Here is a 22,283-nt window from a genome sequence, read left to right as displayed (position 1 = left end):
CGCGCCGACGGGCGGCTGGGCTGCCGACCCCTTGTGGTGGGGGGTGAGGTGACCTCGGCCCCCGGGAGTCCGCTCCCGGGGGCCGAAGTCCGCCCGGGTCACGTCCCGGCGCCCCGGCCGGTGAGCAGCGCGGCGATCCGGGCGAACCCGGCCCGGATCTCGTCCCGGTCCGGCGGGTTCGCCGGCTGCGGCTCCGGCTGGCGTTCGGCGGCCAGCTCCAACTCGTCGTCGATGACGTCCTCGAAGTCGCCGTAGAGGTCCGCCTGGTCGGTCTCGTCCGCGGCGGCGATCTGCGCGGCGGCGATCTCACCGCGGATCTCCTCCGGCGTGAGCGCCGGCAGCAGCGGCTCCACCACCGCCATCAGTTGTTCCTCGGCCACCACCGCCTCGGCCATCGCCAGCGCGTGCGCCCGCTCGTACGGGCCGCAGACCACCGGCTCCCACTCGTCCTCCGCGCCGAGCGGACCGAAGGTGATGATCCACGGCAGGTCCAGCATCGGCGAGTCGTCCGGCAGGTCCAGTGTCACGAGTGCGCCCACCGGCCCATCATGGCCGTCCCGTGCCCGCGCGGGGACCGCAATCCCCCTACTCTCCCCGCTCAGGCGACCGCTGCGGACCACGCGTACCGGCGTCGAGGGCCGCACGGACCAGGGCCACGGCCCGCTCCGCGGGAACGCCGAGGCGGCGCGCCTCGGCGGCGTACCCGGCCGCCGCCCGGTGCAGGCGGTCGGTCGCGTCGTCTCGCCCCGGCGCCACCACCGTGCCGTGCCGCCCCCGGGTCTCCACCAGGCCGGCGGACTCCAACTCCCGGTAGGCGCGGGCCACCGTGTTCACCGCCAGCCCCAGGTCGGCGGCGAGCGCACGGACCGCGGGCAGCCGGGTGCCCACCGCCAGCAGCCCGTCCCCGATCGCGCCCGCGAGCTGCGCGCGCACCTGCTCGTACGGGGGCGTCGGCGCGTCGGCGTCGATCCGGATCCGCGGGGTCATCCCCCGCCTCCGGGGGTGCCCGGGTCGGTCTGCTCGTCGGGCACGTCCACCTCCACGTCGACCTCCCGCGCCCCGCGTTCGGCCAGGTCGACCACCCGGCCGTACGGGCTGGTGGCGGCGAGCGCGGCGCCGAAGAGCACCAGTTGGTTGAGCAGGTAGAGGTAGAGCAGCAGGCCGACGGCGGTCGCCACCACCGTGTAGGCCGGGTTCCGCTCGGTGCGTACCACGTAGTAGCGCCCCACGGTGTTGAGCAGGGTGATGCCGACGGCGACGGCGAGCACCGCCGGGCGCAGCCGGCGCCGGCTCATCCGCAGCCGTGGCACGGCCAGCAGCAGCGCGGTGGCGAGCACGGCGTTGACCAGCACGCTCAGCACCGCGCTGACCGTGGTCAGGCCGAGCGACCCGGTGCTGCGCAGCAGGAAGCGCAGTAGCGACTCCAGCGCGTCGACGGCGGCGACCGAGACGAAGAGCAGCACGAAGACCGCGACCAGCACGCCCAGGTCGACCAGGCGACGCACCACCAGGTTGCCGGGCTGCTGGTTGAAGCCGTACATGAGCCGCTGCGAGGAGCGGATCGCCTCCACCCAGCCGATCCCGGTGAAGACCAGGATGACCAGGCCGACCGCGCCGACGGTGCCGCTGCTCTCGGCGATCTGCGCCGGGTCGAGGAAGGGCAGGTTGTCCCGGAGGAACTCGGCCGCCGCGCGACTGACGTCCTCGTTGTCGCGCAGCACCGCGCCGAAGATCCAGTACGCGACCAGGGCGAGGGCGAACACCGCGAAGAAGCCGTAGTAGGCGATGGCGGCGGCGAGCCGGCCGGCGAGCAGGTCGGTGTAGAGCGTGCCGGCCCGCCACAGGTGGTCGAAGCCCGACGAGCGACCTCGGGCCGCGTCGATGCGACGCCCCACCGCCGTCTCGATCCGGCCGAAGACGTTCACCCCGTCATCCTCGCCGATCCCCGCCCCGGGCGGAGGAGGCCCGGCCGGCCGGGTGTTCAGTTCGGGCCGCCGAGCCGGAAGTCGCGGCGGGGCTGCCACCGGGTCGCCCCGCTGTGCGAGAAGAGGGTGAACGCCTCCACCTCGAACAGCGCGGAGAAGTCGGCCAGATCCTCGTACGCCTTGTCGAGCACCTCGGGCGGCACGTCCTGGGCGACGGTCACATGCGGGTGGTACGGAAAGCGCGCCTCCCGGCGCAGTTCGGGTGCCGAGTTGATCGCGGCGGCGAGCAGCTCGCACTCGCTGATCCCGGCGGCCACGGTCACGAAGACCACCTGGGTGACCGGGCGGAACGTGCCGGTGCCGCGCAGATGCAGCGTGAACGGCAGATGGGTGGCGGCCNCCCGAGGAGGGTGACGTGCGCCGGGACGGCCTGCGGGTCACCGGCGGAGACCCGACGGCGGGTCAGCAGCCCGCCCCACGGCTCGGGCACGTCGACCGCGATCCCGATCTGGATCGTGTCGCCGTCGCCCCCCGCTGCGTCACTGCCCGCCACGTTGCGCGCCACCCCTCCGGTCACCGACTGCGTCACCCATTTCCCGCCCGGGCCGCTACTGCGACCGCACCGGAGGGAAGAAGCCGACCCGCTCGTACACGGTGCGCAGCGTGCCCGCCGCCACCGCCCGGGCCTTCTCCGCGCCCTGCGTGAGCAGCTTGTCGAGCTGGGCCGGGTCGTCCAGGTAGGCGTTGGTGCGTTCCTGGACCGGGGTGACGAAGTCCCGCACCACCTCGGCGAGGTCCTTCTTCAGGTCGCCGTAGCCCCGGCCGTCGTACGCCGCGACGAGGTCGTCGATGCCGCGGCCGGAGAGCGCGGAGTAGATGGTGAGCAGGTTGGAGATGCCCGGCTTGCCCTCGGCGTCGAAGACGATCTCGCGGCCGGTGTCGGTGACCGCCGAGCGGATCTTCTTGGCCGAGCGGGCCGGGTCCTCCAGCAGGTCGATGATGCCCGCCGGCGAGGAGGACGACTTCGACATCTTGGCGGTCGGATCCTGCAGATCGGTGATCTTGGCAGTGTCCTTCACGATGTGCGGAGCGGGCACCGTGAACGTCGGGCCGAACGACGAGTTGAACCGCTGGGCCAGGTCGCGGGAGAGTTCCAGGTGCTGCCGCTGGTCCTCGCCGACCGGCACCGCGTGCGCCTGGTAGAGCAGGATGTCGGCGGCCTGCAGGATCGGGTAGGTGAACAGCCCGACGCTGGACCGCTCGCTGCCCTGCTTCTGCGACTTGTCCTTGAACTGGGTCATCCGGCTGGCCTCGCCGAAGCCGGTGATGCAGCCGAGCACCCAGGCCAACTGCGGATGCTCGGGCACCTGCGACTGGACGAACAGGGTGCTGCGCTCCGGGTCGAGGCCGAGCGCGAAGAGCTGCGCGGCGGCCACCCGGCTGCGCTGCTTCAGCACCTTCGGGTCGTGCCCGGCGGTGATCGCGTGCAGGTCCACCACACAGTAGAACGCGTCGTGACTGTCCTGGAGGGCCACCCAGTGCCGCAGCGCGCCCAGATAGTTGCCGAGGTGGAACGAATCGGCGGTCGGCTGGATGCCGGAGAAGACGCGCGGCCGGGTGGGTACGTCGGACATGGCGGCAATTCTGTCAGCAAGCCCCGGGCTCCGTCATGACGGGCCGGCGGGTCGGGCCGGTACGGGTGGGAGTGGGCCGCTGACCTCGCGCCGGGGCTCGGGCAGCCGCGCCACGGAGACCACCAGGCGAGACACCCGCCGACCGTCGAGCGCCAGCACCCGCAGCAGCCAGCCCTCCGGATCGGTCGGGTCCGCCACGTCGGCCGGATCGACCGCTACCGGCACCTCGTCCCCGGCCACCGGAAGCCGGCCCAGGGCGGCCATCACGAAGCCGCCGACCGTCTCGTACGGGCCGGCGGGCAGCGGGACGCCGGTGCGCTCGGCGAAGTCGGCCAGGTTGAGCCGGCCGTCGACCACGGCGGGCAGGCCGGCGGGTCCGTCCTCACCGGGCGGTCCGTGTTCCTCGTCGTGGATCTCCCCCACCAACTCCTCGACCAGGTCCTCGCAGGTGACGATGCCGGCGGTGCCGCCGTACTCGTCGACCACGACGGCCAGGTGGTGGCCCTCCCGCCGCATCTCGGTGAGCGCCGCGAGCACCCGCTTGCTGCCCGGCAGCCGCTTGACCTCGCGGGTCAGCTCCCCGACGGCTACCGGGCGCTCCGGCTCCGGGCGCAGCAGCACGTCCCGCAGGTGCACCAGCCCGACCACGTCGTCGTGGGTGCCGTCCACCACCGGGTAGCGGGTGTGCGGGCCGGTCCGGACCAGTCGCTGCGCCTCGGCCACGGGCAGGCCGGCGGGAAGGAACACCACCTCGGTGCGGGGCACCATCACCTCACGCACCATCCGCGCGCCGGCCACCAGCACCTCGTCGATGATCCGCCGCTCGTCCGCGTCGAGCAGCGTGTTCGCGGCGACCAGGTCCCGCAGCTCGGCCTCGCTGATCCGTTCCCGCCCGGCGGTCGGACTCGCGCCGAGCAGGCCGGTCACCCGGCGGGTGGCGCCGTCGGCGGCGCGCACCACCAGGCGGGCCACAGCCCGGGCCAGCGGGCCGGGTTCGCGTCGGGGCCGCCCCGACGGTCGCCGCCGGGGCCCGGGACCAGCCGCTTCCCGCATGACAAGCATGGTAGACAGCGCTCACCGTACGTACGGCCCGATGTTCGTATCTGTTCATTCCTGATTGGTCGTGATGAAATGACCTGAGGCTTACTCGACAGCCGTGGCACCGACACCGGTCGTAGGGTGATCACGGACGGCCGACGCGGGACGCGGCCCAGGCAGGAGGACCGACGTGAAACTGCTCGTCACCGGCGGCGCCGGCTACATCGGCAGCGTGGTGACCCGGATGCTGCTCGACCACGGCCACCGGGTGACCGTGCTGGACGACCTGCGCACCGGGCACCGCGAAGCGCTCGCCCCCGAGGCCACCCACGTCGACCTGCCAGTGCACGAGGCCGCCCGGGTGCTCACCCCGGACGCCGGCTTCGACGGCGTGCTGCACTTCGCCGCGCTGATCGCCGCCGGCGAGTCGATGATCCGCCCGGAGCTCTACTGGGACACCAACACCGTCGGCTCGCTCGCCCTGATCGACGCGGTCCGGGCCGCCCGGGTGCCCCGGATGGTCTTCTCCTCCACCGCCGCCGTCTACGGCAATCCCATCGAGCTGCCCATCCCGGAGACCGCCGTCAAGGCCCCCACCAACACCTACGGCGCGACGAAGCTGGCCGTCGACATGGCGCTCACCTCCGAGGCGATCGCGCACGAGCTGGGTGCCGTCTCGCTGCGCTACTTCAACGTCGCCGGGGCCTACCGCCACGACGGGCAGATCATCGGCGAACGGCACGACCCGGAGACCCACCTCATCCCGATCGCGCTCGACGTGGCCGCCGGCCGGCGCGAGAAGCTCCAACTCTTCGGCGACGACTACCCCACCGTCGACGGCACCTGCGTCCGCGACTACATCCACGTCGAGGACCTGGCCCGCGCCCACCTGCTCGCCCTCGACGCGGCCACCGGAGGCCGGCACCGGATCTACAACCTGGGCAACGGCAACGGCTTCACCAACCGGCAGGTGGTCGAGGTGGTCCGCGAGATCACCGGGCACCCGGTGCCGGTCGAGGTGGCGCCCCGCCGCGAGGGCGACCCCGCCGAGCTGGTCGCGTCGTCCGCGCTGGCCCGCGACGAGCTGGGCTGGGTGCCGGCGAAGCCGACCCTGCACAACATGGTCGGCGACGCCTGGGCGTTCTACCGCGAGCACGTCGCCGGTGGTCGCTCGTGAGCGCGAGGAGTGAGCCGGGGTTGCGAGCCCCGCAGCCGCGAACAAAAGGCGGCACAACGTGAGCGCGAGGAGCGAGCCGGGGTTGCGAGCCCCGCAGCCGCGAACAAAAGGCGGCACAGCATGAGCCGCGACGTCGCCGACCGCGCCACCGCCGGCTTCCGGCAGCGGTACGCCGAGGAGCCCGCTGGCCGCTGGGCGGCTCCCGGGCGGGTCAACCTGATCGGCGAGCACACCGACTACAACGACGGCTTCGTGCTGCCCTTCGCGCTCCCGCTGCGTACCGTGGTCGCCGCGGCGCCCGGCCCGGACGGACGCTGGACGGTCTGGTCGGAGCTGGACGACGAGCCGGTGGAGTTCGGGGCGGAGCAGGCCGACGAGCCCGGCCGGGTCGACGGCTGGGCCGCCTACGTGGCCGCCGTGGTGTGGGCGCTGCGCGCCGCCGGCCTCGACGTCCCCGGCGCCCGGCTCGCGGTCGCCTCCGACGTGCCGGTCGGTTCCGGGCTCTCCTCCTCGGCGGCCATCGAGTCGGCGGTGCTGGCCGCCCTGGTCGACCTCGGCGGGCTCGACCTGCCCACCGGGCGGTGGCCCCGGCTCGCCCAGCGTGCCGAGAACGACTACGTCGGTGCGCCCACCGGGATCATGGACCAGTCCGTGGTGATCCGGGGGCGGGCGGGCCACGCCCTCTTCCTCGACTGCCGCACCGAGGAGGTCGAGCAGATCCCGTTCGACCTGGACGCCGCCGGGCTGGCCGTGCTGGTCGTCGACTCCCGCGCCCCGCACCGGCACGCCGACGGTGAGTACGCCGCCCGGCGGGCGAGCTGCGAGCGGGCCGCCGCGACGCTCGGGGTGACCGCCCTGCGCGACGTCGCCACCGCCGACCTCGACGCGGCGCTGGCCCGGCTCGACGACGACGAGACCCGCCGCCGGGTCCGACATGTGGTCACCGAGAACCAGCGGGTGCTCGACACCGTCGCGTTGCTGCGCGCCGGCCGGATCCGCGACATCGGTCCGCTGCTGACCGCGTCGCACGCCTCGATGCGCGACGACTTCGAGATCACCGTGCCGGAGGTCGACACCGCGGTCGAGGCGGCGCTCTCCGCCGGGGCGTACGGCGCGCGAATGACCGGCGGCGGCTTCGGCGGCTGCGTGCTCGCCCTGGTCGACGCGGACGCCGCCGACGCGGTGGCCGCCGCGGTCACGGCCGCGTACGCCGAGCGCGGCTTCGCCGCTCCCGGCACGCTGACCGCCCTGCCCGCCGGCGGCGCNGGGGGCCCTTCTTAACACACGTGTGTTAAGAAGGGCCCCCGCCTAACAGAAGGCTCAGCCGGCCTCGACGATCATGCCGGCGCCGACCGTGCGGTTGGTGGCCTCGTCGATGATCACGAATCCGCCGGTGGTCCGGTTGCGCCGGTACTCGTCGGCGAGCAGCGGCACGGTGGTCCGTAGCCGGACCCGGCCGATCTCGTTGAGCTTGAGTTCGTTCGCCGTCTCGTCGCGGTGCAGGGTGTTGATGTCGAGTCGGTAGTGCAGCCCGCGCACGATCGCCCGCGCCGAGCGGGTGGTGTGCTTGATGGCGTACCGGCCGCCGACCTGCAACGGTCGGGTTTCGTCCATCCAGCAGACCATGGCCTCGATGTCCTGGGCGACCATCGGGGCGTTGTTCGGCCGGCAGATCATGTCGCCGCGGGAGATGTCGATCTCGTCGTCGAGGCGGACGGTGACCGACATCGGGGGAAACGCCTCGCCGACCGGGCCGTCGGCGGTCTCCACCGACGCGATGCGGCTGGTGAACCCCGACGGCAGGACCATCACCTCGTCACCGGGCTTGAGCACGCCCGACGCGACCTGACCGGCGTAGCCCCGGTAGTCGGTGACGGTGGTCGACTGCGGCCGGATCACGTACTGCACCGGGAACCGCACGTCGACCAGGTTGCGGTCCGAGGCGATGTGCACATGTTCCAGGTGGTGCAGCAGCGACGGCCCTTCGTACCAGGGCATGTTCTCCGAACGCACGGCGATGTTGTCGCCCTTGAGCGCGGAGATCGGCACCACGGTCAGGTCGGGTGCGTCGAGCTTCGCGGCGAACGCGGTGAACTCGTCGGCGATCCGGTCGAAGACCTCCTGCGAGAAGTCGACCAGGTCCATCTTGTTGACGCACAGGACCAGGTGCGGCACCCGCAGCAGCGAGCACAGGAACGCGTGCCGCCGGGACTGCTNCCGGTGACCATGTTCCGGGTGTACTGGATGTGCCCCGGGGTGTCGGCGATGATGAACTTGCGCCGCGGCGTGGCGAAATACCGGTACGCCACATCGATGGTGATGCCCTGCTCCCGCTCGGCCCGCAGACCATCGGTCAACAACGCCAGATTCGTGTACTCATCACCGCGCGCCGCACTCACCGCCTCCACGGCGGCGAGCTGGTCGTTGAACAACGACTTCGTGTCATACAACAGCCGACCGATCAACGTCGACTTGCCGTCGTCCACACTCCCGGCGGTGGCGAACCGCAACAGATCCATCGGCCGGGCCGACACGTCGACCTCGCCCGGCGCAACAGTCTCGACGCTCATCAGAAGTAGCCCTCCCGCTTACGGTCCTCCATCGCGGCCTCACTGACCCGGTCGTCGCCCCGGGTCGCGCCCCGCTCGGTGATCCGCGTCGCGGCCACCTCCTCGATCACCTTCTCCACCGCGTCCGCATCCGACCGCACCGCCGCCGTGCAGGAGGCGTCACCCACGGTCCGGTACCGCACCCGCGCCGTGAACGGCCGCTCACCGGCACGAGCCCGGAAGAACTCGTTCACCGCGTAGAACATACCGTCACGCTCGACCACCTCACGCTCGTGCGCGTAGTAGATCGACGGCAACGGGATCCCCTCCCGCGCGACGTAGTGCCACACATCCAACTCGGTCCAGTTCGACAACGGGAACACCCGGATCGACTCACCCGGATGATGCCGCCCGTTGTACAACGACCACAACTCCGGACGCTGGTTCTTCGGATCCCACTGCCCGAACTCATCCCGGAAGCTGAACACCCGCTCCTTCGCCCGAGCCTTCTCCTCATCCCGCCGCGCCCCACCGAACAACGCATCGAAACGATGCTTCTCCACCGCATCCAGCAACACCGGCGTCTGGATCCGGTTACGCATCCCGTCCGCCGACTCCCGCACCAGACCCCGGTTCAACGCCTCCGGCACACTCGCCACGATCAACTGCAAACCCAACTCGGCCACCCGCTGATCGCGGTAGTCGAGCACCTCGGGGAAGTTGTGCCCCGTGTCCACGTGCATCACCGGGAACGGGATGTTCGCCGGCGCGAACGCCTTCTGCGCCAACCGCAGCATCACGATCGAGTCCTTACCACCGGAGAACAGCAGCACCGGCCGTTCCATCTCGGCGACGACCTCACGCATCACGAAAATGCTCTCCGCCTCGAGCGCGTCGAGGTGCGACACCTGGTACGTGGCGGGGGACGTCATGACACGAACTCGATTCGCTCGGATCCGCACATCGGATTCCAGACCTTTCCGGTCGGACTCGTGAAGAAGAACGCTCAGGCTACCCGGAACGCCGCTGCAACGCTGCAAGCAACCGACCCGCGAGATCCTTGCGGCAGATCAGCAGATCCGGTAGGCGCGGGTCGGCCTCGTTGTATTTCAGCGCAGAACCGTCGATCCGGGAAGCGTGCAGTCCGGTGGCCGTCGCCACAGCGACCGGAGCGGCGGAGTCCCACTCGTACTGACCGCCCGCGTGAATGTACGCGTCGACGTCGCCGGTGACCACGGCGGCGATCTTCGCGCCCGCCGAGCCCATCGGCACCAGATGAGCGCCGACATCCGCCGCCAGATCGGTCAGAAAAACGGACGGACGGCTACGACTGACCGCCAACCGGACGGTGTTCGCGGCCCCCGTCGCCGACCCCACCGGCATCGGCGGATAGGCCGGCGGATGGTCGGTCCCCAGCACCCGGTGCTGCGCCGGCAGGCCCACCGCACCCGCCACCAGACCGTGCGGGGTGGGCGCGTGACGTGACCAGAGCGCCACATGCACCGCCCAGTCGGCGCGCCCCTCCTCGGCGTACTCCCGGGTGCCGTCCAGCGGGTCGATGATCCATACCCGGTCCGCGGTCAGCCGGGGCATCGCGTCGCCGGTCACCTCCGCCGTCCAGGCCAGCCGGGAGCCCTCGTCCTCCTCCGACAGAACCGCGTCCGCCGGGCGCCACTTCGCCAGCTCCGTCCGGATCAGGTCGTGCGAGACCTTGTCCCCCGCCGACGTCAGCGCCCCGGCGTCCGCGAAGCCCAGCTCCGCCCGCAGGTCCATCAGCGCCGCCCCCGCCCGCGACGCCAGCCAGCGGGCGAACGCGCCGTCGATCATCGGAGGAGTCCCCATGGTGTTCCCGCTCCCCTTCGCCCGGCTGCGCCCACGTCGCGCAGGCGCAGACTACCGGCCGGCGCCCCGACCGTCGGTCAGCCCCCCGTGGTACAGGTTTTGCGTCGGCTCCACACCCTTGGTGACCACCGACTCCACCACGTCCGCCGCGCGGTCGACCAGGAACTCCAGCTCCCTGCGCTCGGCGGAGGAAAAATCCGAGAGTACGTAGTCAGCCGGGTCCTGCCGGCCCGGCGGCCGGCCGATCCCGAACCGCACCCGCACGTAGTCCTTCGTGCCCAGCGACTTCGACATCGACCGCAGACCGTTGTGGCCGCCCTCGCCGCCGCCGCACTTCACCCGCACCTGCCCGTAGCCGATGTCCAGCTCGTCGTGCACCGCGACCACCCGGTCCGGGGGGATCTTGTGGAACTGGGCCAACCCGGCCACCGGGCCACCGGAGAGGTTCATGTAGGTCAACGGTTTCAACAGCACCAGCTTCGGGCCGCCGAACCCCAGGCGCCCCTCGGCCGCCTCGCCCATCACCCGTCGATGCCGGCCGAAACGCGCACCCACCCGGGCGGCCAGCAGGTCGGCCACCATGAAGCCCACGTTGTGCCGGTTGTTCGCGTACTCCCGACCGGGGTTGCCCAGGCCGACCACCAGCCACGGTCCCGCCTCGTCCGTCACCCGACGTCCCTTCCCGCTCGCATCCCCGACGACCCGCCCCGATACGCCGACAGGCGCCCCCGGAACACCGGGGACGCCTGTCGCACAGCCTGCGGACCGGTCAGGCCTCGGTCTTCGCCTCGGCCGGAGCCTGCTCGCCCTCGGCGGCCGGAGCACCCTCCGGCGCCTCGGCGGTCTCCTCGCCGGTCTCGGCCTCGGCCTCCTCGGTGGCCTCCTCGACCTCGGGGAGGGTGGCCTCGAGCTGCTCGGCGGTCGGGGCGGCGGTCACCGAGGCGACCGTCTGCTCCGCGTCCGTGGCCAGCTCGACGCCGGCCGGCAGCTCGACGTCGGCGGCGGTGACCTGGGTGCCCGCCTCGGCGCCCTCGATCGACGCCTCCAGGTGGTCCGGCACCTTGGTCGCGTCGGCGGTCACCGACAGGGTGTCGTGGTCGTGCACGATCAGGGTGTCCTTCGCGGCCTCACCGGTCAGCTGGACCGGGACCTCGACGGTGACCTTCTCGCCCCGGCGGACCAGCAGCAGGTCCACGTGCTCGAAGCTGTCCCGGATCGGGTCACGCTGGATCGCCTTCGGCAGCGCCAGCACCTGGGTGCCGTCGCTGACCTCGATCGCGAAGAGCTGGTTCGCGCCGCCCTTGCGGATCGCGGCGGCGAACTCACGCGCCGGGAGCGCGATGTGCTTGGGCTTCTCGCCGTGGCCGTACAGCACGGCGGGCACCTTGCCGGCCCGGCGGGTACGACGGGCACCACCCTTGCCGAACTCGGTACGGGGCTCGGCGCTGATCTTTACCTCGGACACGGGGAAACTCCTGATGCTTCGCTGCGGCGGCTTGTCGTCTGGCGGTGCTGGGGCGAGGGGCTCGCTGGGGCTCAAGGTCATGAACGACCGCCCGGAGCACCGCGTCGATGACGGCGCCTCCGTGCGGTGCTTTTCAGCGGCCCGCCGGGCACCCTCGCCGTGGCAACCGCAACAGTCTACCCGAACGGTTTCCGGGGTCGCCGCCGGTCCCCACATCAGCGTCCCGGCCGCCGGACGACTCCGACGACCGGGCCGCCGCGGTCAGCTCAGGCCACCGAAGAGGGTGGTCACCGAACCGTCGTCGAAGACCTCCCGGATCGCCCGGGCCAGCAGCGGGGCGATCGACAGCACGGTCAGCTTGTCGAGCTGCTTCTCCGGCGGCAGCGGCAGCGTGTTCGTCACCACGACCTCGCTGATCGGGCTGTTCTTCAGCCGCTCGGTCGCCGGGTCCGACAGCAGCGCGTGGGTCGAGGCGACCACGATCTCCGCCGCCCCCGACTCCTTCAGGATGTCGGCCGCCTTGCTGATCGTGCCACCGGTGTCGATCATGTCGTCCACGATCAGGCACACCCGGCCCTCGACCTCACCGACCACACGGTTCGCCACCACCTGGTTCGGCTTCAACGGGTCCCGGGTCTTGTGGATGAACGCCAGCGGGCAGCCACCCAACCGGTCCGTCCAACGCTCGGCCACCCGCACCCGGCCCGAGTCCGGCGCCACCACCGTCATCGGACGGCCCGCGAACTTGTGCTCCACGTACTCGGCCAGGATGTCCATCGCGAACAGGTGGTCCACCGGGCCGTCGAAGAAGCCCTGGATCTGCGCGGTGTGCAGGTCGACCGTGAGGATCCGGTTCGCGCCCGCGGTCTTCAGCAGGTCCGCCACCAGCCGCGCCGAGATCGGCTCCCGACCCCGGTGCTTCTTGTCCTGCCGGGAGTAGGGGTAGAACGGCAGGACCACGGTGATCCGCTTGGCCGAACCGCGCTTCAACGCGTCGACCATGATCAGGGTCTCCATGACCCAGGTGTTCACCCCGTGCGTCACGGACTGCACCACGAAGGCGTCCGAACCACGCACCGAGTCCTTGAACCGTACGAAGATCTCGCCGTTGGCGAACTCGTACGCGTCGGCCGGCGTCGGCGCGACGCCGAGCACCTCGCCGATCTCCTTGGCCAGCTCCGGAAAACCCCTCCCGGAGAAGAGCATCAGGCTTTTGCGGTTCTCGGCGACGATGCTGCCCATGGGCCCGTCTGCTCCCGTGTGTCGGTGGTGCCCGGCGGCGGTGGAGCCGGGGAGTGTTCGGTTGCAGTATCCCCCGGGTTCACCGGTCCACCCACGGCCCGGCGGTCCCCGTGGATTCAGTCACCTTCGCTTGCGGCCCCGTCCGGCTCCGACGCACCCTCACGGGCCTGCCGGGCCGCCTCCGCGGCCGGCGTACCGGCCCGCTTGCGCAGCACCCAGCCCTCCACGTTGCGCTGCTGACCGCGCGCCACCGCCATGGCGCCCGCCGGCACGTCGGCGATGATCACCGAACCGGCCGCGGTGTACGCGCCGTCGCCCACCCGCACCGGCGCCACGAACATGTTGTCCGCACCGGTACGCGCGTGACTGCCGATCGTGGTGTGGTGCTTGCGTACCCCGTCGTAGTTGACGAAGACCGACGCGGCGCCGATGTTGCTGTGCTCGCCGATCGTCGCGTCCCCCACATACGACAGGTGGGGCACCTTCGAGCCCTCGCCGATCGTCGCCTTCTTGGTCTCCACGAACGTGCCGACCTTCGCCTTACGGGCCAGCCGCGACTCGGGCCGCAGATACGCGTACGGGCCGACGCTGGCCTGCGGGCCCACCTCGGCGCCCACCGCGTGGCTGCGCACCACGCTCGCGCCCTCACCCACCACGGTGTCGATCAACGTGACGTCCGGGCCGACGAGCGCGCCCGCGCCGACCACCGTGGCTCCCCGAAGCTGCGTGTTCTGGTCGACCACCGCGTCCCGCTCCACGGTCACCGTCACGTCGATCCAGGTGGTGTGCGGGTCGAGGATGCTCACCCCGGCCCGCATCCAGCCCTCGTTGACCCGGTCGCGCAGCAGCCCGCGCAGCCCGGCCAGCTCGACCCGGTCGTTGCAGCCCAGCGTCTCCATGTGGTCGGCGGCGCGGTGCACCGCCACCGGCTCGCCCGCGTCGCGGAGCAGCGCGAAGACGTCGGTGAGGTATTCCTCGCCCTGGTCGTTGTCGGTGGAGAGCTTGCCCAGCGCCTCCCGCAGGCGGGCCACGTCGAACGCGTAGATGCCCGCGTTGATCTCGCGCAGCGCACGCTGCTCGGGCGTGGCGTCGCGCTCCTCCACGATCTGCGCCAGCCGACCCTGCCCGTCCCGCACGATCCGGCCCAGGCCGGTCGGGTCCGGCACCTCGGCGGCCAGCACGGTCGCCGCCGCGCCGTCGCTCTCGTGCGCCTCGACCAGGGCCGCGACCGTCTCCGGCCGCAACAGCGGCACGTCGCCGTTGATCACCACGACCGTGCCGGTCGCGTCCGGCACCGCGTCCAACGCGATGCGGACCGCGTGCCCGGTGCCGAGCTGGCGCTCCTGAAGGACCGGCGTGACCGCCGGGGCGACCTCGGCCAGGTGCGCCCGCACCTGGTCGGCGCCGTGGCCGACCACCACCACGGTGCGGTCCGCGCCGAGCGGCTCGGCCGCGGCCAGGACGTGACCGAGCAGGGTACGACCGAGCAGTGGGTGCAGCACCTTGGGCAGGGACGACTTCATCCGCTTGCCCTCACCGGCGGCGAGCACGACAACGGTGCGGAGGTGGGGCTGGGACACGACGTGGCTCCCGTCGGGACGGCGACAGTCTCGCGGTCATGCTAACCACGCGACGGAGGGCATAGAGCAGAAGCTCCCGGGAGAGGATTCGAACCCCTATAATCAGGACCAAAACCTGACGTCCTGCCATTAGACGACCCGGGATGGTCGAAATCGGGCAAAAACCCTATGCCCGATGGCTGCTTACACCTTACCGGTCGCAAGGTGGATCTTCATCGCTCATTCCTTTCATGATCCCCTCGATCCGCCAGTAGAGCTGACTCCCGCCGACCACATAGATGGTCAGGCACCCGCGATAGCCGGCACCGACGTTCTTGCGCGTGGTCGCGGGGCGATGCTTCTTGATCGTGGTGCGCTGGAAACATTCGGCCGGCACACCCACCTGCCCCGCCCACCACCGGACCGCGGCGAGGGCGTCCGCTGTCTCGTGGATGCCGACCCGGAACCTGCGATCCCCGGCCGGCACCTCGACCGCGTCCAGGAAGCGCAGAAAGAGTCCGACCAGCATCGGATCACTGTTGACGAACTTGATCCGACAGTCGCGCGGACGCCATGGCTTGGCCTTGCCACCCTCGCACCAGTAGATCGCCGCTCCGACCAACAACAGCTCACGACGCCCCAAGCGTCCCACCCACGCGGCGGACGCCGCCGCCTCCCCCGCTCGGGCGGCGTCGCGAGCCGCCCGGCGAGCGCCCCACTGGGCGTCGGAACGCGCCCGCCGGGCGGCGTGACGTCGCACCCGCACCAACTCCGCGTCGAGCGGCAGGTGCCGGGTCCAGAGATAGGCCGTCGACTTGGACACCTTGAGTCGCTCGGCGATCTCCCCCACCGGGCAACCGGATCGCCGCAGCGCGAGCGCCCGGGCGTGCAGCTCAGGCTTCCAGCCCCGATAGGAGGACGTGGTCGAGTCATCACCAGGAGTCACACCCGGAATTTAGAACACACGTACGACAAGCGGGTGACCGGGCGGCCGGCGCGCGCCGCGCCTGGCAGGATGGGGCGGATGACCGACGTTCCCGGCAGCGACCGCGCTCGCCGACGGGCCGTCCCGGCGGCCAAGCCGTCCCGGGTCCGGATGTCCGCGACGCAGCGACGCGAGCAGTTGATCTCGATCGCTCGGCAGATCTTCGCCGAGCGTGGGTTCGACGCCACCTCGATCGAGGAGATCGCGTCCCGGGCCAAGGTCTCCAAGCCGGTGGTCTACGAGCACTTCGGCGGCAAGGAGGGGCTCTACGCGGTGGTGGTGGACCGGGAGGTCCGCTCCCTGCTGGACCGGATCACCACGGCGTTGACCGCGGGCCATCCGAGGGAGCTGCTGGAGCAGGCCGCGCTGACGTTGCTCACCTACATCGAGGAGGAAACCAGCGGGTTCCGGGTGCTGGTCCGCGAGTCGCCGTTGATGTCGGCGACGGGCAACTTCAGCAGCGTGATGAACGACGTCGCGCACCAGGTGGAGCACATCCTCGGCGCGGAGTTCTCCAGCCGGGGGTACGACCCGAAGCTGGCGGAGCTCTACTCACAGGCGCTGGTGGGCATGGTGGCGTTGACCGGCCGCTGGTGGCTGGAGGTCCGCAAGCCACGCAAGGAGACGGTGGCGGCCCATCTGGTGAACCTGGCCTGGAACGGCCTGTCGCACCTGGAGTCGAAGCCGGGGCCGATCATGGGTTGAGCCTGGTCCTCAACCCGCGCGGCGGTCACACCGTGCGGCAGGCTGGCCTGGCGGCCTCGATCGCCGCGTTGAAGTCCGGTCCGGCATCGATCTGGGCGAGCAGCACATTCGCCGCGTTGTAGCAGTCGAACCGTTCGATCTTTCCCGCGACGACGAGCCGGGCGACGGGGGCCACGAGCGGGGTCCTGCGGGCGTGCCAACCCGGCCGGTCACCGGCCTGGTGGTCACCGGGGTCCCTCGGCCACCGGGTGGTAGCGGCGCTGACGTTCCTCCTCGGCGTGCTCGGGCGGCCCGACCTTGTCGTAGAGGCCGGTGGCGAGCAGGATCAGCCCGAACAGCAGCGACACGATCACGGTCGACATGGAGAAGTTCAGGAAGTTCGCCGGGGTCTGGAGCACGGCCATCATCAGGATGCCGGTGACCAGGAAGACCGCGCCGGCGGTGAGGTTCATGTAGTGCCCGAGGTTGTTCCGGCGGGACGCGCCGACGATCAGGATCGCGCCGAAGACCACCGAGACCAGCGAGAACGCCAGGTTGGTGCGCAGCCCGAGGGCCCAGTTGCCGGCGCGGCCGAATAGACCGTCGCCCCAGGTCTGGAACACCCCGTAGACGCCGAAGACCAGGATGTAGAGACCGATGAGCCCGGACAGCAGCCGGTAGAGCGGTCGCGCGGGATGGTTCACCGGGAAGTGCGCCATGATGCCCTCCAGTCGTCCGACCGATTCGGGGCAATTGTCACCCGGGGCGACGCGCTCCGTACCCGGAAACCCCGAAGGCCCGGCGCGGACGCCGGGCCTTCGGATCGAGCGGGGGTCAGAGCACCAGGCGGGCCTTCTGCCAGGCCTCGTGCTCGTCGTCGGTGCCGACCTTGCCGTACATGCCGACCATCAGGAGCACCAGCGACAGGGTCAGGACCACGATGTCGGTCATGATCGAGAAGTTGAGGATGTTGGCGTCGGTCTGGAGGAACGCCAGCGCGGCCAGGCCGATGACCATCAGGGTGTAGGCCAGCCACTGGTTGATCGCCACGTCGAGGTTGCGGCCGATCACGGTGCCGACCAGGATCACCACGCCGAGCAGGACCGACAGCAGCGAGAAGCCCATGTTGGTGCCCTGCCCGAGCACCTTCGTGTCGTCCTGGGCGAAGAAGTCGTTGCCGGCGCTGGCGATGATGCCGAGAGCGCCGAAGACGACGAAGTACAGACCAACGAGCCCGCCGATCGCCCGGTAGATCGGCCGCGCGGGGTGGTTGACGGGGGTGTGGGCCATCTCTGCGTCTCCAAAAGACCGAACGGACGAGGGTTCCACCGCTGATTGTCCCGTACGCCGGTCAGTGACGCCGCACACCCCCCACCCGGGTGGGAGCTCAGCCTGCGGGCAGCTCCTCGGCCAGGGCCAGCCAGGTCTCCTCGGTGCGGTCCCGCTCGGCCCGCACCTCCTTCAACTGGGCGTCCAACTCGGCGACCCGGCCGTAGTCGGTGGCGTTGGCGGCGAGCTGCTCGTGCAGGCCCGCCTCCTTCTGCTCCAGCTTGGCGATCTGCCGTTCCAGCCGGTTGAGTTCCTTCTTCGCGGTGCGTACCTCGGCGGCGGACATGCCGTCGCGGGCCGGCGCGGCGGTGCCCGGGGTGAGGTCGGCGGGCGCCGGGCCACCGGTCGCGGCGGCGCGCGCGAGGTATTCGTCGACGCCGCCGGGCAGGTGCACGAGCCGCCCGTCGCCGAACATTCCGTACGCCACGTCGGTGACCCGCTCGATCAGGTAGCGGTCGTGGCTGGCCACCACGATGGTGCCGGGCCAGGAGTCGAGCAGGTCCTCCAGCGCGGCGAGGGTGTCGGTGTCCAGGTCGTTGGTGGGCTCGTCGAGCAGCAGCACGTTCGGCTCGCCGGCGAGCAGCCGCAGCATCTGCAGGCGGCGGCGCTCGCCACCGGAGAGGTCGCTCACCGGGGTCCAGAGCCGCCGGTCGTCGAAGCCGAAGATCTCGGCGAGCTGGGAGGCGCTGATCTCCCGGTCGCCGAACTGCACCCGGCGGGCCACCTCCTCGACGGCCTCCAGCACCCGCAGGTGGCCGGGGAGTTCGGCGAGTTCCTGGGAGAGGAACGCCGGCCGGACGGTCTGCCCGGCGGCGAAGCGCCCGCCGTCGGGGCGGGTCACCCCGGCGAGCATCCGCAGCAGGGTGGTCTTGCCGGCGCCGTTGCGGCCCAGCACGGCGACCCGGTCGCCGGGCCCCACCTGCCAGGTGGTGTCGTGCAGGATCTCCTTCGGGCCGGCGTGCAGGGTGACGTGCTCCAGGTCGTACACCTGCTTGCCGAGCCGGGCGGTGGCGAGCCGTTGCAGCGACATGGTGTCGCGTGGTTCCGGGACGTCGGCGATGAGCGCGTTGGCCGCGTCGATGCGGAACTTGGGCTTCGAGGTGCGCGCCGGGGCGCCACGGCGCAGCCAGGCGATCTCCTTGCGGAGCAGGTTCTGCCGGCGGGCCTCGGTGGCGGCGGCGACCCGTTGCCGTTCCACGCGGGCCAGCGTCCACGCGGCGAAGCCGCCCTCGTACGCCCGGACGGTCTGGTCGGCGACCTCCCAGGTAGTGGTGCAGACGGCGTCGAGGAACCAGCGGTCGTGGGTGACCACGACGAGCGCGCCCTTGCGGGTGACCAGGTGCCGGGCCAGCCAGTCGACGCCGCCGACGTCGAGGTGGTTGGTGGGCTCGTCGAGGACGAGCAGGTCGGCGTCGCGGACCAGCAGCGCGGCGAGCGCGACCCGGCGGCGTTCCCCGCCGGACATGGTGCCGATCGGGGCGTCGAGGCCGAGGTGGGGCATGCCGAGGCCGTCGAGGATGGCTCGCACGCCCGCGTCGCCGGCCCACTCGTGCTCGGCGCCCATGCTCTCGCCGAGCCACGCGGTGCCGAGCACGACGTCCCGCACGGTCAGGTCGGGAGCCAGGTCGAGGCGCTGGGGCAGCCAGGCGACACGCAGGTCGCGCCGGTGCGTGACGCGGCCGTCGTCGGCCCCCTCGGTGCGGGTGAGCAGCCGCAGCAGGGTCGACTTGCCGGCGCCGTTGAGGCCGACGACACCGATCCGGTCGGCGTCGTCCAGGCCGAGCGAGACGTCGGTGAGCAGCGGCCCGGCGGCGCCGTACCCCTTGGACACCCGGTCCAGGTTGACGATGTTGGCCACTGACCCACCCCTTCACGACTCAGGCGTCCCGGGGCCCGGGACGCCTGAGTCAAGGGTACGGGGCCTCAGACGATGCGGGCGCCGTGCACCGGGCCGCGGGCGACCCGAGCCTCCCGACACACCCCGGCGACGGTCAACTCGGCGGCGATCCGCCGGGCATCGGCCTCGTCGACGGCGAGGAACACGCAGGTGGGACCGGAGCCGGAGACGATGCCGGCGAGCGCGCCGGCGGCCTCGCCGGCCTTGAGCGTGTCGGCCAGCGCCGGGCGCATGGTCAGCGCGGCGTCCTGGAGGTCGTTGCCGAGCGTGGCGGCGAGCACCCGCGGGTCCCGCTGGCGCAGCGCGGCGAGCAGCGCGTCGGTGCTGCCCAGCGGCGCCCCGGCGGCCCCGGTGTCGCGCAGCCGGTCCAGCTCGCGGTAGGCGGCCGGGGTGGACAGGCCGCCGTCGGCGATGGCCACCACCCAGTGCCAGGACGTGGGCCGGGCCAGCACCGGGCTGACCGCCTCGCCCCGGCCGGTGCCCAGCGCGGTGCCGCCGTGGATCAGGAACGGCACGTCCGAGCCGAGGTCGGCGGCGATGCCGGCCAGTTCGTCGCGGGACAGGCCGGTGCCCCAGAGCGCGTCGCAGGCGACCAGCGCGGCGGCCGCGTCGGCGCTGCCGCCGGCCAGCCCGCCGGCGAGCGGGATCTGCTTGCGCAGGTGCAGCCGGGCGTGCGGGGCGACACCGGCGTAGCCGGCGAGGGCGTGCGCGGCGCGCATCACCAGGTTCGTGTCGTCCAGGGCCAGCTCGCCGGTGCCCTCGCCCTCCATGGTGAGGGTGAGCGTGTCGCCGCGGCGGGCGGTCAACTCGTCGTGGATGGAGATCGCGTGGTAGACGGTGTTCAGTTCGTGGTAGCCGTCGCGACGCAGCGGCCCCACCCCGAGGTGCAGGTTGACCTTGGCGGGCACCCGCACCTTGACCGGGCCGCTGGACCCGCGCCGCTGCCCGTCCTCGTCCTCCGGTCGCCAGGCCTCGGTCACCGGGAGAGCCCCCGTGGACGCAGGCGGATGTCGAACGGCTTCTGCACGGTCAGCTCCTCGGCGGGTCGGACAACGGCGCCAGCCTACTGGGCGGCGGCGGAGGCGTCCGGGGCCGACGCGGCGATCGCGGCGAACTGCTCCACGGTGAGGGACTCGCCGCGGGCGCCCGGGTCGACGCCGGCGGCGGTGAGGGCGGTGGCGGCCCGGTCCGCGCCGCCGGCCCAGCCGGCCAGGGCGGCCCGCAGCGTCTTGCGACGCTGGGCGAACGCGGCGTCGACCACCGCGAAGACCGCCTTCCGGGGTACGTCCGGTCGGGGCGGCTCGCGGCGGGTGAACGCGACCAGGCCGGAGTCGACGTTCGGCACCGGCCAGAACACGTTCGGCGGGACCTTGCCGGCGGCGCGGGCGCGGGCGTACCAGGCGAGTTTGACCGACGGGATGCCGTACACCTTGGAGCCGGGACCGGCGACGAGCCGGTCGGCGACCTCCTTCTGCACCATGACCAGGCCGTGCCGCAGCGTGGGCAGTTCGGCGAGGAGGTGCAGCACCACCGGCACGGCCACGTTGTAGGGCAGGTTCGCGACCAGCGCGGTGGGCGGCGGGTCGGCCAGGTCGGCGGCGGTGACCCGCAGCGCGTCGGCCGGGTGGACGGTGAGCCTCCCGGCGGCCTCCCCGGCGAAACGCGCGGCGGTCTCCGGCAGCGCGGCGGCGAGCGCCGGGTCGAGTTCCACGGCGTGCACGTGCGCGGCGACCGGGAGCAGGGCGAGCGTGAGCGAGCCGAGGCCGGGGCCGACCTCCAGCGCCACGTCGTCGGGGGTGAGCCCGGCGGTGGTGACGATCCGACGCACGGTGTTGGGGTCGTGCACGAAGTTCTGGCCGAGCTTCTTGGTCGGTGTGACGCCGAGCCGCGCGGCGAGTTCCCGGATCTCCGCCGGGCCGAGGAGTCCAGTCACGCCCCGTAGCGTAAGCGGCGGGCCGTCGCGGTTAGGCGGGGGCCCTTCTTATCGCCTGGCGCTGTGGCGGGGCCCCCGCCTAACACCACGGGCCGAAGGCGCGCTCACTGTTGGTGGAGATGGCGGCGCAGAGGGTGTCGAGGTCGGTGCCGGTGGTGTCGGCGAGGAACCGCACGGTCAACGGGATCAGGTACGACGCGTTCGGCCGGCCCCGGTGCGGCATCGGGGTCAGGTACGGCGCGTCGGTCTCCACCAGCATCTGCGCGGGCGGGGTGACGGCGGCGGCCTCGCGCAGCGCGGCGGCGCTGCTGAACGTGACCGTGCCGGCGAAGCTCAGCAGGTGGCCCCGGCGGACGCACTCGCGGGCGAAGTCGGCGTCGCCGGAGAAGCAGTGCATCACCACCGTTTCCGGCGCGCCCTCGTCGTCGAGGATCCGCAGCACGTCGGCGTGGGCGTCCCGGTCGTGGATGACCAGCGCCTTGCCGTACCGCTTGGCCACGGCGATGTGCGCCCGGAAGCTCTCCTCCTGCGCGGCCCGCCCCTCGTCGCCGGTACGGAAGAAGTCCATGCCGGTCTCGCCGACGCCGCGGACCCGGTCCCGCCCGGCCAGCGCCTCGATCTCGCGCAACGCCTCGTCGAGGTCGGCCAGGCGGGGCGCCTCGTTGGGGTGCAGCGCCACGGTGGCGAGCACCGGGGCGTACCGGTCGGCGACCTCGGCGCCCCACCGGGACGACTCGACGTCCACCCCGACCTGGACGAGCCGGTCCACGCCGACCCCGGCGGCGGCGGTGATCGCCGCGGCGACCGGGTCGTCGCCGGCCGCGCCACCGGGGGGTGCGCCGTACTCGCCGACGGTCAGGTCGAGGTGGGTGTGGCTGTCCGGCACGGGCACGGGCAGCGGCTCGGGGGCGGGCGGGAACTCGCCGGCCCGGCGGGCGGCGCGCTGCTTGCGGGTCTCGGTCTGCTCGGTCATCGCGGCCAGCATCACACACCCGCCCGGGGCCGCGTTCCCGGACCGCCACCG

22 protein-coding genes, 1 tRNA gene and 2 pseudogenes are annotated in these 22,283 nt (G+C 72.1%); 3 read left to right on the top strand and 22 right to left on the bottom strand.

The annotated features are described in order from the left end of the window. Positions 1-98 precede the first annotated feature (98 nt). The 6 genes and pseudogenes from B1205_RS17295 to B1205_RS17270 all read right to left on the bottom strand — a co-directional run bounded on the left by B1205_RS17295 (position 99) and on the right by B1205_RS17270 (position 4,612). On the bottom strand, positions 99-539 hold the full coding sequence (locus B1205_RS17295) for a hypothetical protein (RefSeq protein ID WP_089156557.1): 441 nt from the start codon (positions 537-539) through the stop codon (positions 99-101). Positions 540-585: 46 nt separating this feature from the next. Beyond that, positions 586-987 carry a GntR family transcriptional regulator gene (locus B1205_RS17290; RefSeq protein ID WP_089156556.1) on the bottom strand — a complete coding sequence of 134 codons (402 nt, stop codon included), beginning with the start codon at positions 985-987 and terminating at the stop codon, positions 586-588. Beyond that, positions 984-1,925, bottom strand: coding sequence for a YihY/virulence factor BrkB family protein (locus B1205_RS17285; protein ID WP_089156555.1), 942 nt, complete (start codon positions 1,923-1,925; stop codon positions 984-986). Before B1205_RS17285 ends, B1205_RS17290 begins: the two co-directional genes overlap by 4 nt. Before the next feature lie 56 nt (positions 1,926-1,981). Then, a pseudogene (locus B1205_RS17280) lies at positions 1,982-2,514 on the bottom strand (2'-5' RNA ligase family protein). 19 nt (positions 2,515-2,533) lie between these two features. Continuing rightward, entirely contained in the window at positions 2,534-3,559 is a 1,026-nt protein-coding gene (gene trpS / locus B1205_RS17275; protein ID WP_089156554.1) for a tryptophan--tRNA ligase, read from the bottom strand. Positions 3,560-3,592: 33 nt separating this feature from the next. Beyond that, positions 3,593-4,612, bottom strand: a complete 1,020-nt coding sequence (locus B1205_RS17270; protein WP_089156553.1) for a hemolysin family protein — start codon at positions 4,610-4,612, stop codon at positions 3,593-3,595. Positions 4,613-4,841: 229 nt separating this feature from the next. Here B1205_RS17270 and galE point away from each other — a divergent pair, with 229 nt between their 5' ends. Both galE and galK read left to right on the top strand, forming a co-directional pair. Next, the gene (galE, locus tag B1205_RS17265; RefSeq protein WP_254910067.1) at positions 4,842-5,774 is read left to right on the top strand and encodes a UDP-glucose 4-epimerase GalE; all 933 of its coding nucleotides are present in this window, start codon (positions 4,842-4,844) and stop codon (positions 5,772-5,774) included. A gap of 120 nt (positions 5,775-5,894) precedes the next feature. Then, on the top strand, positions 5,895-7,055 hold the full coding sequence (galK, locus tag B1205_RS17260) for a galactokinase (protein WP_089156551.1): 1,161 nt from the start codon (positions 5,895-5,897) through the stop codon (positions 7,053-7,055). A gap of 39 nt (positions 7,056-7,094) precedes the next feature. Here the strand turns inward: galK and B1205_RS17255 are convergent. The 9 genes and pseudogenes from B1205_RS17255 to B1205_RS17215 form a co-directional block, all read right to left on the bottom strand. Then, a pseudogene (locus B1205_RS17255) lies at positions 7,095-8,293 on the bottom strand (sulfate adenylyltransferase subunit 1). Positions 8,294-8,343: 50 nt separating this feature from the next. Continuing rightward, the gene (cysD, locus tag B1205_RS17250) at positions 8,344-9,255 is read right to left on the bottom strand and encodes a sulfate adenylyltransferase subunit CysD (RefSeq protein WP_089156550.1); all 912 of its coding nucleotides are present in this window, start codon (positions 9,253-9,255) and stop codon (positions 8,344-8,346) included. Between the two features lie 79 nt (positions 9,256-9,334). Continuing rightward, positions 9,335-10,165, bottom strand: coding sequence for an inositol monophosphatase family protein (locus B1205_RS17245; RefSeq protein WP_089156549.1), 831 nt, complete (start codon positions 10,163-10,165; stop codon positions 9,335-9,337). Between the two features lie 51 nt (positions 10,166-10,216). Next, positions 10,217-10,834 carry an aminoacyl-tRNA hydrolase gene (gene pth, locus B1205_RS17240; protein WP_089156548.1) on the bottom strand — a complete coding sequence of 206 codons (618 nt, stop codon included), beginning with the start codon at positions 10,832-10,834 and terminating at the stop codon, positions 10,217-10,219. Positions 10,835-10,934: 100 nt separating this feature from the next. Beyond that, positions 10,935-11,630: a 50S ribosomal protein L25/general stress protein Ctc gene (locus B1205_RS17235; protein WP_089156547.1), complete on the bottom strand. Its 696-nt coding sequence runs from the start codon at positions 11,628-11,630 to the stop codon at positions 10,935-10,937. 261 nt (positions 11,631-11,891) lie between these two features. Continuing rightward, the gene (locus B1205_RS17230) at positions 11,892-12,872 is read right to left on the bottom strand and encodes a ribose-phosphate diphosphokinase (protein WP_089156546.1); all 981 of its coding nucleotides are present in this window, start codon (positions 12,870-12,872) and stop codon (positions 11,892-11,894) included. 116 nt (positions 12,873-12,988) lie between these two features. Next, complete coding sequence (gene glmU / locus B1205_RS17225) at positions 12,989-14,452, bottom strand: bifunctional UDP-N-acetylglucosamine diphosphorylase/glucosamine-1-phosphate N-acetyltransferase GlmU (RefSeq protein ID WP_089156545.1); 1,464 nt, start codon at positions 14,450-14,452, stop codon at positions 12,989-12,991. A 73-nt stretch (positions 14,453-14,525) separates the two neighbouring features. Beyond that, positions 14,526-14,596 (bottom strand) — tRNA-Gln (locus B1205_RS17220). A gap of 46 nt (positions 14,597-14,642) precedes the next feature. After that, positions 14,643-15,281 (bottom strand): resolvase, encoded by a 639-nt coding sequence (locus tag B1205_RS17215; protein ID WP_217809844.1) that lies wholly within the window; start codon positions 15,279-15,281, stop codon positions 14,643-14,645. A 174-nt stretch (positions 15,282-15,455) separates the two neighbouring features. Here B1205_RS17215 and B1205_RS17210 point away from each other — a divergent pair, with 174 nt between their 5' ends. Then, the gene (locus tag B1205_RS17210) at positions 15,456-16,121 is read left to right on the top strand and encodes a TetR/AcrR family transcriptional regulator (protein WP_089157063.1); all 666 of its coding nucleotides are present in this window, start codon (positions 15,456-15,458) and stop codon (positions 16,119-16,121) included. A 25-nt stretch (positions 16,122-16,146) separates the two neighbouring features. Here the strand turns inward: B1205_RS17210 and B1205_RS29180 are convergent, their stop codons facing one another. The 7 genes from B1205_RS29180 to B1205_RS17180 all read right to left on the bottom strand — a co-directional run bounded on the left by B1205_RS29180 (position 16,147) and on the right by B1205_RS17180 (position 22,244). Next, positions 16,147-16,296: a hypothetical protein gene (locus B1205_RS29180; protein ID WP_176308662.1), complete on the bottom strand. Its 150-nt coding sequence runs from the start codon at positions 16,294-16,296 to the stop codon at positions 16,147-16,149. 49 nt (positions 16,297-16,345) lie between these two features. Further along, entirely contained in the window at positions 16,346-16,819 is a 474-nt protein-coding gene (locus B1205_RS17205) for a DUF4383 domain-containing protein (RefSeq protein WP_089156543.1), read from the bottom strand. Positions 16,820-16,934: 115 nt separating this feature from the next. Next, positions 16,935-17,390, bottom strand: a complete 456-nt coding sequence (locus B1205_RS17200) for a DUF4383 domain-containing protein (RefSeq protein ID WP_089156542.1) — start codon at positions 17,388-17,390, stop codon at positions 16,935-16,937. A 97-nt stretch (positions 17,391-17,487) separates the two neighbouring features. Further along, positions 17,488-19,287: an ABC-F family ATP-binding cassette domain-containing protein gene (locus B1205_RS17195; RefSeq protein WP_089156541.1), complete on the bottom strand. Its 1,800-nt coding sequence runs from the start codon at positions 19,285-19,287 to the stop codon at positions 17,488-17,490. Between the two features lie 65 nt (positions 19,288-19,352). Further along, complete coding sequence (locus B1205_RS17190; protein WP_089156540.1) at positions 19,353-20,306, bottom strand: 4-(cytidine 5'-diphospho)-2-C-methyl-D-erythritol kinase; 954 nt, start codon at positions 20,304-20,306, stop codon at positions 19,353-19,355. Positions 20,307-20,389: 83 nt separating this feature from the next. Next, positions 20,390-21,259, bottom strand: coding sequence for a 16S rRNA (adenine(1518)-N(6)/adenine(1519)-N(6))-dimethyltransferase RsmA (gene rsmA / locus B1205_RS17185; protein WP_089156539.1), 870 nt, complete (start codon positions 21,257-21,259; stop codon positions 20,390-20,392). Positions 21,260-21,338: 79 nt separating this feature from the next. Continuing rightward, the gene (locus B1205_RS17180; RefSeq protein WP_089156538.1) at positions 21,339-22,244 is read right to left on the bottom strand and encodes a TatD family hydrolase; all 906 of its coding nucleotides are present in this window, start codon (positions 22,242-22,244) and stop codon (positions 21,339-21,341) included. Positions 22,245-22,283: the final 39 nt, after the last annotated feature.

Origin of the sequence: Micromonospora sp. NBS 11-29 (assembly GCF_002140155.1) — a bacterium.
In the GTDB taxonomy this organism is placed as follows: domain Bacteria; phylum Actinomycetota; class Actinomycetes; order Mycobacteriales; family Micromonosporaceae; genus Micromonospora.
The sequence above is the reverse complement of the archived record's forward strand: the minus strand, read 5'-3'. Positions and strand labels throughout refer to the sequence as shown.

What these genes read in the sequence shown, in the direction of transcription:
- B1205_RS17200 (WP_089156542.1), bottom strand. Translation starts at nt 17,390, where the DNA reads ATGGCCCACACCCCCGTCAACCACCCCGCGCGGCCGATCTACCGGGCG.
- B1205_RS17230 (WP_089156546.1), bottom strand. Translation starts at nt 12,872, where the DNA reads ATGGGCAGCATCGTCGCCGAGAACCGCAAAAGCCTGATGCTCTTCTCC.
- B1205_RS17290 (WP_089156556.1), bottom strand. Translation starts at nt 987, where the DNA reads ATGACCCCGCGGATCCGGATCGACGCCGACGCGCCGACGCCCCCGTAC.
- B1205_RS17205 (WP_089156543.1), bottom strand. Translation starts at nt 16,819, where the DNA reads ATGGCGCACTTCCCGGTGAACCATCCCGCGCGACCGCTCTACCGGCTG.
- B1205_RS17210 (WP_089157063.1), top strand. Translation starts at nt 15,456, where the DNA reads ATGACCGACGTTCCCGGCAGCGACCGCGCTCGCCGACGGGCCGTCCCG.
- B1205_RS17180 (WP_089156538.1), bottom strand. Translation starts at nt 22,244, where the DNA reads ATGCTGGCCGCGATGACCGAGCAGACCGAGACCCGCAAGCAGCGCGCC.
- B1205_RS17245 (WP_089156549.1), bottom strand. Translation starts at nt 10,165, where the DNA reads ATGGGGACTCCTCCGATGATCGACGGCGCGTTCGCCCGCTGGCTGGCG.
- B1205_RS17270 (WP_089156553.1), bottom strand. Translation starts at nt 4,612, where the DNA reads ATGCGGGAAGCGGCTGGTCCCGGGCCCCGGCGGCGACCGTCGGGGCGG.
- cysD (WP_089156550.1), bottom strand. Translation starts at nt 9,255, where the DNA reads ATGACGTCCCCCGCCACGTACCAGGTGTCGCACCTCGACGCGCTCGAG.
- trpS (WP_089156554.1), bottom strand. Translation starts at nt 3,559, where the DNA reads ATGTCCGACGTACCCACCCGGCCGCGCGTCTTCTCCGGCATCCAGCCG.
- galE (WP_254910067.1), top strand. Translation starts at nt 4,842, where the DNA reads ATGCTGCTCGACCACGGCCACCGGGTGACCGTGCTGGACGACCTGCGC.